The organism is Streptomyces aureus, from assembly GCF_000725495.1.
GTDB lineage: Bacteria > Actinomycetota > Actinomycetes > Streptomycetales > Streptomycetaceae > Streptomyces > Streptomyces aureus_B.
Map to the genome: position 1 here is coordinate 1 of NZ_JNZD01000128.1, position 222 is coordinate 222.

The 222-nt window shown below is 65.8% G+C and carries 1 protein-coding gene; it reads right to left on the reverse strand.

The features are described 5' to 3' along the window. Positions 1-18: 18 nt before the first annotated feature. Positions 19-222, reverse strand: a 204-nt coding sequence (locus IO36_RS45380) for a zinc ribbon domain-containing protein (protein WP_158997722.1), incomplete at its 5' end; no start/stop codon positions are given.

Sequence of the window (222 nt, forward strand, 5' to 3'; positions counted from 1 at the left end):
AGGACGGGGATTCCTGGCTCAGGCCGCCCCCGGGAGCAGCGCTCCCAGAGGACTTCCACCATCAACACCAGCCGGGTTGAGACCAGCCCGGACGAGCATCACACGGGCGGAGTTCTTGTCCCTGGGGGACACGGCTCCGCACGCGGTGCACGCATACGTTCGTTCGGAGAGGGGAAGTGCGTGCTTGGTTCTCGCACCGCACTGTGCACAGTCCATCGTGGT